The sequence below is a fragment of the Actinoplanes sp. NPDC051470 genome, from assembly GCF_040682035.1.
Classification (GTDB): Bacteria; Actinomycetota; Actinomycetes; order Mycobacteriales; family Micromonosporaceae; genus Actinoplanes.
This window is the reverse complement of sequence record NZ_JBFBAA010000021.1, coordinates 158726-167821: the sequence shown is the minus strand read 5'-3', so window position 1 is coordinate 167821 and position 9096 is coordinate 158726. Positions and strand designations below refer to the sequence as shown.

At 68.8% G+C, this 9096-nt stretch carries 7 protein-coding genes; 2 read left to right on the top strand and 5 right to left on the bottom strand.

Going from position 1 to position 9096, the window contains the following annotated elements:
- Window positions 1–980 precede the first annotated feature (980 nt).
- Entirely contained in the window at window positions 981–1829 is an 849-nt protein-coding gene (locus AB0M54_RS31600) for a hypothetical protein (protein ID WP_364475331.1), read from the top strand.
- A 98-nt stretch (window positions 1830–1927) separates the two neighbouring features.
- Here AB0M54_RS31600 and AB0M54_RS31595 read toward each other — a convergent pair whose 3' ends face one another.
- Together AB0M54_RS31595 and AB0M54_RS31590 are read right to left on the bottom strand one after the other, a co-directional pair.
- Window positions 1928–3001 (bottom strand): D-alanine--D-alanine ligase, encoded by a 1074-nt coding sequence (locus tag AB0M54_RS31595; protein WP_364475329.1) that lies wholly within the window; start codon window positions 2999–3001, stop codon window positions 1928–1930.
- 933 nt (window positions 3002–3934) lie between these two features.
- Window positions 3935–5239, bottom strand: coding sequence for a PLP-dependent aminotransferase family protein (locus AB0M54_RS31590; protein ID WP_364475327.1), 1305 nt, complete (start codon window positions 5237–5239; stop codon window positions 3935–3937).
- Between the two features lie 181 nt (window positions 5240–5420).
- Between AB0M54_RS31590 and AB0M54_RS31585 the strand changes: the two genes are divergently transcribed.
- Window positions 5421–6086 carry a GNAT family N-acetyltransferase gene (locus AB0M54_RS31585; RefSeq protein ID WP_364312288.1) on the top strand — a complete coding sequence of 222 codons (666 nt, stop codon included), beginning with the start codon at window positions 5421–5423 and terminating at the stop codon, window positions 6084–6086.
- Between the two features lie 158 nt (window positions 6087–6244).
- On the opposite strand, the gene AB0M54_RS31580 is transcribed toward AB0M54_RS31585, so the two are convergent.
- The 3 genes from AB0M54_RS31580 to trxB all read right to left on the bottom strand — a co-directional run bounded on the left by AB0M54_RS31580 (window position 6245) and on the right by trxB (window position 8963).
- Entirely contained in the window at window positions 6245–7528 is a 1284-nt protein-coding gene (locus AB0M54_RS31580) for an N-acetylmuramoyl-L-alanine amidase (RefSeq protein ID WP_364312291.1), read from the bottom strand.
- 134 nt (window positions 7529–7662) lie between these two features.
- Complete coding sequence (gene trxA / locus AB0M54_RS31575; protein ID WP_364312294.1) at window positions 7663–7986, bottom strand: thioredoxin; 324 nt, start codon at window positions 7984–7986, stop codon at window positions 7663–7665.
- 17 nt (window positions 7987–8003) lie between these two features.
- Entirely contained in the window at window positions 8004–8963 is a 960-nt protein-coding gene (gene trxB, locus AB0M54_RS31570; RefSeq protein WP_364475325.1) for a thioredoxin-disulfide reductase, read from the bottom strand.
- Window positions 8964–9096: the final 133 nt, after the last annotated feature.

Genomic DNA, 9096 nt, shown 5'->3' with positions numbered 1-9096 from the left:
TCGCTCAGGCTCGGCCGATCGCTCAGGCTCGGCCGATCGCTCAGGCTCGGCCGATCGCTCAGGCTCGGCCGATCGCTCAGGCTCGGCCGATCGCTCAGGCTCGGCCGATCGCTCACGCCCAGCCGATCGCTCAGGCCCGCCTCATCGCTCACGCCCAGCCGATCGTTCAGCCCGGCTTATCGTTCAGGCCCGGCTCATCGCTCAGGCCCGGCTGATTGTCCCGGCCCGGCCGTCGCCTAGGGCCAGCCCATCGCCTAGGGCCGCCCGGCCCGTCGCAGCTATCGGTATGTGACCAGACGAGCGGCTGCTCGACCACGGTTCCTGCGGAGAAGTCGCGGGGTGTTCTGGTTGGCTCTTCGATCACGCCGCCGGGGCTCTTCGACGTTGGCCGAGATCAGCGCTTCTCGGCATCGGTCTTGCCAGACGTGGCCAGCTGATCTTGGTTGGGCTGGCGGGTCGGAGCCGGTGGCCTGCGGCGTGGCTTGAGGCCCGATCGAGCTAGAGACATGTATCGAAATAGTCGTGGTCGTGGTGGTGGATGCCAGGTGACAAGGGCTTGAACGAGGGATTGAAAGAGGTTGCCTGATGCATCGGAGAAGGACGTTATCCACAGGCTGTGAGTTGGGTTGTTGAGGAGCGTGGTTAGGGGGCCGTTTCACGTGAAACGGGGGCGTGGGTAGGGGTTGTCCACGTGGGTATCCACAGGGTGCGCAAGCGTTCTACGTCGCGTTTCACGTGAAACGGCGTGGCCTGTGGATAACTTCTGTGGATAACTTTGGGCGTGGTTTGGTGCCCACGGATAGTGATCGACTTGCACGTGTCGGCGGGCTTCACGGGGTCAAGGCGGTGAGCGCGGGGGTTGCTGAGAAATTGACCCGGGACAGTGCCCCGTGGCCTGCACTAAGGTCAGGCTCGTGCCCGAGAATGCCGCCCCCCTGCCGGACTTCACCCGCTGGCCGTCGTTCCCCTTCGAGGGCGACATGCGCATCAAGCCGCTCGCCACGCCCGTGGCGGTGGAGCCTCCGCGGAGCGGTGAGGACGCCGCCGAGTGCGTGGCCTGCAATACGCCTGACGATGCGTACATCTGGTTCAGCGAACGCTGGCGTGTCCGGGCGATGGACCGGCCCACCGGGCTGCCGATGGTTCTGATTCTGGAATGCCGCTCGCATCTTGACCTCGGCGATCTACCGAACCTGCTGGCCGCCGAGCTTGGCGTCATGACCGTCCGGCTCGAGCGCGCGGTTCGCTCGCTCGACGGGGTGGCGCGGGTTCACGTGAATCGGTGGGGCGACGGCTCGGCGCACCTGCACATGTGGTTCCTGGCGCGGCCGTACGGCCAGCTGCAGCTCCGCGGCACCTTCCTCTCGCTGTGGGACGACATCCTGCCGACGATCCCCGAGCACCAGTGGCGCGAAAACCTGGCCATGGTGGCGGCCTGGCTCGCCGAGTTCGGGGGCGAGGCCAACGCCGAACCGCCGCACATCCAGTGGGAATCGCCGGGAACTTTCAGCACCTCCCCGACGGCCGAGTCGCAGACCACGGCGGCCGCGAGCGCGTCGGTGGGTGGCCCGACCGCGGGCACCACGTCGGTGGCTGGTGAAGGTGTGCCGGCTCCGGCCGGCCCCTGGGGTACGCAGACAGAGGAATCAAACGCGGACAGCTCGGCGGGCATGTTTCCCGTGAAACCAGCAGCCGGCTCACCCGAGGCCGAGCCGGCCGACGGCGACGACCACTCGCCCTCAGCAGACGACAGTCACGACGCGTCGAACACGCCGAACGGACCCAAGGTCCCGCGCCAGGCCGCAGGGGAAACGTCCAGCCGGGTGTAGCCGCGCGGAGCGGAAGCGCCGTGGGCAACCATCGCGCGGGCGCGGAAGCGTCGGCCTAGCGTCGTCGGCAACCACCGCCGAGTACACACGCGACCTGACTACCGGGCCGCTCTGGACGCGGCTCGCACGACCAATGACTTCAGGATGACGCCGAAGTTCAGGGAGGCGGCCTGCACGGCCAGGGGAAGCAGGGACGTCTCCGTCATGCCAGGGGAGACGTTGACGCCCAGGACCTGTGGGTTGTTGTCCGAGTCGACCACGAGGTCTACGCGGGAGAGGTCTCGCAGGCTCAGGGCCCGGTAGGTCGACAGCGCGGTTTCCGCTACCAGGGCGGCCACCTCTTCATCCAGGCGGGCGGGGGCGTGCCATGTTGTCAGGCCGGCGGTATAGCGGGCGGCGTAGTCGTAGACGCCGTTGCGCGGGACGATTTCTACCGCGGGTAGGGCCTGCGGGCCGTCGCCCAGGTCGACGATCGAGACGGCGACGGCGGTGCCCGGGATGAAGCGTTCGACGAGTGCCGTCGAGTCGTACCCGAAACAGCCCACCATCGCGGCGGGCAGCGCCGACGCCTCACGGACCACCGTCGCGCCGAGCCCTGAGCCGCCCTGGGCCGGCTTGATCATCAGCGGCAAGCCCAGGCGCGAGGCAAGGCGGTCGAGGACGGCAGCGGCGCCCAACTCCGAGAAGCGGTCCTGCGGCAGCGCCACCCAGTCCGGGGTCGGGATGCCCGCTTCGCGCAGCAGCGACTTCGCCGAGGGCTTGTCCCAGGCCAGGCGGGCGGCGTGGGCGTCACAGCCGACGTACGGCACGCCGCACAGGTCGAGCACCCCGCGCAGCGAGCCGTCCTCCCCGGTGGCCCCGTGCAGCGCGATGACGACGGCGTGCGGTGGGTCCGCCTCGAGGTAAGGCAGCAGCGCGGCGTCGGCGTCGCGGATCTCGGCGGACACACCGGCGCCGCGAAGAGCGTCGAGCACCCGCCGGCCGGACCGCAGGGAGACGTCGCGCTCATAGGACAGGCCACCGGCCAGTACGAGCACCTGGAGGTCGGCGGGGTCGAAATGGCCGGCGCGGTCCGCGGTGGGCAACCTGCGCGCGTCGGTGATGCCGGTGGTCGCTGACTGACCGGTCGGTGCGGCGGCGCTCGGGGCGGACGGATCAGGGGCGCTGGTCATCGAGAATCCTTCGGCGCGCTGCTGGCGATGAGGTGAGTAGAGCCTCTGACGTGAGAGGTGCGCCGCGTCTGGTTACAGCAGCGTTGGCAGGGCGGTAGCCGCACGCCACTGGGGGATCGTCGGTGACCAGCCGCACGACACGCGGGTCGTGCGGCCGGTCCGGGGTCGGCCCCCTCCACCAGATCGGTCCGAGTCGGTAGGTGACGCACGGAGGGCCGCCCGGACGTATAGAGGGGACGACGGCCGGAGGACGCCCAAGGCCGCTGGTTGCCTGCAGTGCCGGATGTGTGTCGAGAGATGGCGCCGCCATGATGCGGCTTGACGTCGCTCTCGTCGGCAGGGGGATCAGGGCGGAACCTGGACTGGCAGGCGACGTGCGTCCTCGGTTGCGTAGTTGCCCTGGCTCGGTGGCAAGCTCTCGACGACCCGTTGCAGGAGTTGCCTGTGGGAAACGAGACGACGTTCGGGCGTCTCGCCGACCAGGCCGGCACCGTCGTAGCCAGAGGGGCCGGGCATCAACGGTCGATTCCGACTTGGAGGGACGCCTCCCTAAGGGCAAAGGCGCCAAATCAATTCGTCCTATTTGTCCAAACGGTACTTGCTCGTACGACAAGAGATCGGCGCCCGCGAGGAAGATCCACCATGGACGCGGAGGCCCGAAACAGCCCAGGCGCGAACCGTGCAGCGCCCCTTCTGTCGGCGAAAGGGGCTGTCCCGCTATCAGCTGCCTGGCGCATGAGGGCCCATGCCGAGACTGCTTGCGGTCAGCGCGCAGATGGACCCGAGACCGCTGCTCGTGACGGCGGCGACGCGCCACCCGCCCAACAAACATGAGCGGGAGCGCATCGCCACGCAACACCGGTCGCGCCCAAACCAACCCGGCGCCTGTTTCACGTGAAACCGAATCACATGAAGGCCAGGGCATGCCCATGATCATGCCAAGTCAGGGCCAGGAGTATCCGCTGCCGCAGCGCCTCGGCGGCCGCGCCGGGCATGGGACTCGTCCAGCGTGCCGAACATCGACCGCATCGCGAGATCCTGTTCCATCACGCCGGCCAGCCGGCGGACACCCTCGCGGAGGCGGCCCGGCGACGAGAACGAGAAGTTCAAGCGCATGTTCTGCCTGCCCGTGCCGTCCGCGTAGAAGCCGGTGCCAGGAACGTAGGCCACCCGCGCGGCGATGGCCCGGGGCATCATCGCCTTCGAGTCCAGGCCCTCGGGCAGGGTTGCCCAGACGAACAGGCCGCCGGCCGGGTTCGTCCAGGAGGTGCCCGCCGGCATCAGGTCGGACAGCGCCATCAGCAGGGCGTCGCGGCGCTCGCGGTACACCTCGCGGTAGACCTTGATCTGCTGCCGCCACGGCATGGTCGCCAGGTATTGCGTCACGGCGCCCTGGGCGAACGCGCTGGGACACAGGATCGACGCCTCGGAGATCATCACCAGCTTCTCGCGTACCGCATGGGGTGCCAACAACCACCCCACCCGCAGCCCGGGCGCGAAGGTCTTGGAGAACGTGCTCAGGTAGATGACCCCGTCGCGCCGGCGCGCGCGTAGTGGGAGCGGCGCGTCCTCCTCGAACGAGAGCATCCCGTAGGGATCGTCCTCGACCACGAGCAGGTTGTGCTCCGCGCAGATGTTCAGGATCTCCTCGCGGCGGGCCTCGGAGAGGGTCACGCCGGCCGGGTTCTGGTACGTCGGGATCGTGTAGAGGAACTTCGCGCGGCCGCCCGAGGCAGCGAGCGCCTCGACCAGTGCGGCGGGGATCAGGCCGTCTGCGTCCATTGCCACGTGCCGCACCTGTGCCTGGGCGGCCTGGAACGCGCCGAGTGCGCCGACGTAGGTCGGCCCCTCGGCGAGCACCACGTCGCCCGGGTCGAGGAACAGCCGCGAGATCAGGTCGAGCGCCTGCTGTCCGCCGACCGTCACCACCACGTCGTCCGGCGACGCGTCGTTGATGCCCGACAGGGCCATCACCTCGCAGATGTGTTCGCGAAGCTCGACCGTGCCCTGGCCGATGCCGTACTGGAGCGCTGTCGTCCCGTGCTCGGTCGCGAGCCGGCCGAGCATCTCGCCCACCGCGTCGAGCGGGAGCGCGGCGATGTACGGCGACCCGCCGGCCAGCGACACCACCTCGGGCCGGCTGGCCACGGCGAACAACGCGCGGATCTCGGAAGTGGACATCCCCCGGACCCGCCGCGCATAGCGGTCGGTGTAATCGTCCTGTGTGGTGCCGGTCATGCGTGTCACCCCTCAGCAAAGAAACGGAGCAGGAATCGAGCCACAAAGGCCCCATGCTAACCACGGATATCACTCGCAAGCCTGGTCATTCTCGGGCCGATCAAGGAGTGAGAAGCGTAGGATCCCGTTCCGGGGGCGCGGAGGGCGTCCGCATGTCCGCCGATGATGAGGGGTCTCGCCCATGTCGCGACGCCTGGTCAGCCTGACTCTCGACACGCTCGAGGATCTGCCACGACCATGCAGACAGTGCGTCTACTGGGAGCTCGACCCGGTGTCGGCCGAGCGGGCGTGCGCGTCCGGCGACCCGGGGCTGGAGAAGGAAGCCTGGGTCTCCCAGACGCTGCTCGAGTGGGGCTCCTGCGGCAAGCTGGCCTACGTCGACGGCATGCCGGCCGGATTCGTGATGTACGCGCCGCCGGCCTACGTGCCGCGAGCGATGGCGTTCCCGACCAGCCCGGTCAGCGCCGATGCCGTCCTGCTGATGACCTCACACGTGGTGGCCGCGTTCGCCGGCGGCGGGCTCGGCCGGATGCTCGTCCAGGGCGTCGCGCGCGACCTCACCAAGCGCGGGGTCAAGGCGATCGAAGCGTTCGGCGACGCCAAGTTCGGCGAGGCGGGCGAGGGCGAAGAGGGCTGCGTCGCGCCGGTCGATTTCTTCCTCTCGGTGGGATTCAAGACGGTACGCCCGCATCCGCGCTATCCGCGTCTACGCCTCGAGCTGCGCACCGCTCTGTCCTGGAAGTCGGACGTCGAGTACGCGTTGGAGAAGCTGCTCGGCTCGATGAGCCCGGAGACGCTGCTGCGCCCCGTGCGCCCGGCCACCGCCACGCGCAGCGGCCAGAGCTGACACGCGCAGCGGTAGAGCTGACACGCGCAGCGGCCAGAGCTGAACGGGCCGCGACGCCGAAATGTGAAATCGCGCCCGCCACCCGCCCCCCACCCGATCACAGGGTGGGGTGTCACCGTAGCCGCCGGATTTTACGAAGTTGTTAGCTGTCCACAGGGCTACGAGCGGCGGGACGCGATTGCCATCCGCAGCTGGCGGACGTCGATCGAGCCGGTCGGCACGTCGTTCTCGACCGGGTAGTACATCCGCTGCACCGCCGCCAGGATCGCCTCGACGACCTGCTCGCGGAACAGCGGGTTCACCAGCCGGTCGCGGTCCTTCGGCGACGTCAGATAACCCAGATCCACGCGTACGGCGGGCATCCGCGTCAGCCGCAGCAACTCCCACGTCTTCGCGTGCACCCGGCAGCTCTCCAGGCCGGTCCGGACCACGATCTCCCGTTGCACCAGGTTGGCGAGCCGCTCCCCCACGGTCGACGTGAGCCCGTTGCCCGTACCGAAGTGGTAGGTGGCAACGCCTTCCGCGTCGGCGTTGGTGTTCTCGTCCAGGTGCAGCGAGATCAGCAGGTCGGCGCCCAGCCCGTTGGCCAGTTCGGCGCGCTGTGCCCCGCTCATCGGCTGGGCCGGCTTCGGACCACGGGTCAGGTGGACCCGCATCCCGGCCGCGGCCAGCCGGCCCTCGAGGCGCGACGCCACGTCGTACACCAGGTCGGCCTCGGTCCAGCGCAGCGGACCGTCGGGCACCACCACGCCGGAATCGTCCCCGCCGCCGTGACCGGGGTCGATCACGATCGTCTTGCCGACCAGGTTGGGGCCGGACTGCCGGAACGCCTCGGCCTCGCGCAGCCACTGCGGGCGGCCGCCGACCACCTTGCGGCCGAGCCGGCGCAGCGCCTTCATGGTCTGCGGGCCGCACGAGCCGTCGCCGGTGAGACCGACCTCACGCTGGAACTGGGCCACCGCCCGGGCCGTCCGCGCGCCGTAGATGCCGTCCGCCCGGCCGGTGTCGAAGCCCATCTCCAGCAGCCGCTCCTGCAACGCGCTGACGTCTTCACCGACGAGAGCGTTGGGTACGGAGTGGAAGAGCGTCCGCGATCCGAGCTTCCACCGGGCGCCGTCGAGGGCGGCCCAGGTCTCTACCCCGACGAGGCCGTCCGCCCCGATGCCCCGGCTCTGCTGAAAGGCCCGGACCGCGGTCTCGGTTTCGGCGTCGAAGTCATCCAGAGCCGAGGAAGCCGCCGAAGCGGGAGCCGACGAAGCCCCGGAAGCAGGAGCCCCGGAAGCGGGAGCCGCGGAAGCAGGAGCCGACGAAGACCCGGAATCAGGAGCCGAGGAGGACGCGGAAGCAGAAGAAGCGGCGCCCGGCAGGAAATCGAGCTGAACCAGGATCGAACGGATCTCCGCGACCGCCGGTCCGGTGTCTCCACGTCGGATCGCACGCACGAGGGCGACTCCTCTAGCTCGAAGGGGGCAACCGTCCGGAGCGTACTACCCAATCGCAGCCGCCCCGATCACCCCACAGGGCACCAAAACAACACCCCGCGCTCGATCAGAGCGCGGGGTGCGTAGAACAACAATCAGAGAGCCGACTCGATCAGGTTGATCAGCGCGCCCTTGGGCTTGGCGCCGGCCACGGAGTTGACCGCTTCGCCGCCCTTGAACATGGTCAGCGTGGGCACCGACATCACCCGGTAGGCGCGAGCCGTCTCGGGGTTCTCATCGATGTTGACCTTGACGATCTCGACCTTGTCGCCCATCTCCGTGGCGATCTCCGCCAGCAGTGGCTCGACCTTGCGGCACGGCGCGCACCACTCGGCCCAGAAGTCGACAAGCACCGGCTTGTCGGACTGAAGTACGTCACTGGCGAACGTAGCGTCGGTGACCGCCTTGGTTGCTCCCACGGGATGGACCTCCTGATTTACAGCTCGACGAATGAAGCGATGAAGCGCTCGGCGTCCAGCGCGGCGGCACAGCCCGTGCCGGACGCGGTGATGGCCTGCCGGTACGTGTGGTCGACCAGGTCACCCGCGGCGAACACGCCGGGGATGTTGGTTCGGGTGCTCGGGGCGTCGACCTTGACGTACCCCTCGTCATCCAGCTCGATCTGGCCCTTGAACAGCTCGCTGCGCGGGTCGTGGCCGATCGCGACGAACACGCCGGTCACGTCGAGGACCTTGGTCTCGTCGGTCGACGTGTTGCGGACCCGGGCGCCGACGACCTTGCCGTCGTCACCGAGGATCTCTTCGACGACCGAGTTCCACTCGACCTTGATCTTCGGGTTGTTCAGCGCGCGGGCGGCCATCACCTTGCTGGCCCGGAACGAGTCGCGGCGGTGCACGATCGTCACGGTCTCGGCGAAGCGGGTGAGGAAGGTCGCCTCTTCCATCGCGGAGTCGCCGCCGCCCACCACGACGATGTACTGGTTGCGGAAGAAGAAGCCGTCACAGGTCGCACACGACGACACGCCGTGGCCGAGCAGCTCCTGCTCGCCGGGGATGCCCAGCGGCCGCCACGCGGAACCGGTGGCCAGGATCACCGCCCGGGCGAAATATTCGGTCTCGCCCACATACACGGTCTTGAGGCCCTCGGCCCCCGGCTCGGTGACCTTCTCGCCGAGCTCGACCCGGGTCGCGTCGTCGGTGAGGAACTCCGCACCGAAGCGCTCGGCCTGCTTGCGCATGTTGTCCATGAGCTCGGGGCCCATGACACCGTCGGGGTGCCCGGGGAAGTTCTCCACCTCGGTGGTGGTCATCAGCGCGCCACCGGACTGGACGCCCTCGATGACCAGCGGCTTGAGGTTGGCACGAGCCGCGTACAACGCCGCGGTGTAGCCGGACGGCCCCGATCCGATGATGATCAGGTTCCGGATCTCGTCCACAGCCGACTCCTAAAGTCTGTCGCCGCCGGGGCACTCGCTCCGGCGATTCCGCACCCTAGAACGTCAGAGTAGAGACGCGCCATTCCCGTACGGAACACGCCCGTGTCGGGCGTCACGAACTGGGAAATCCAGG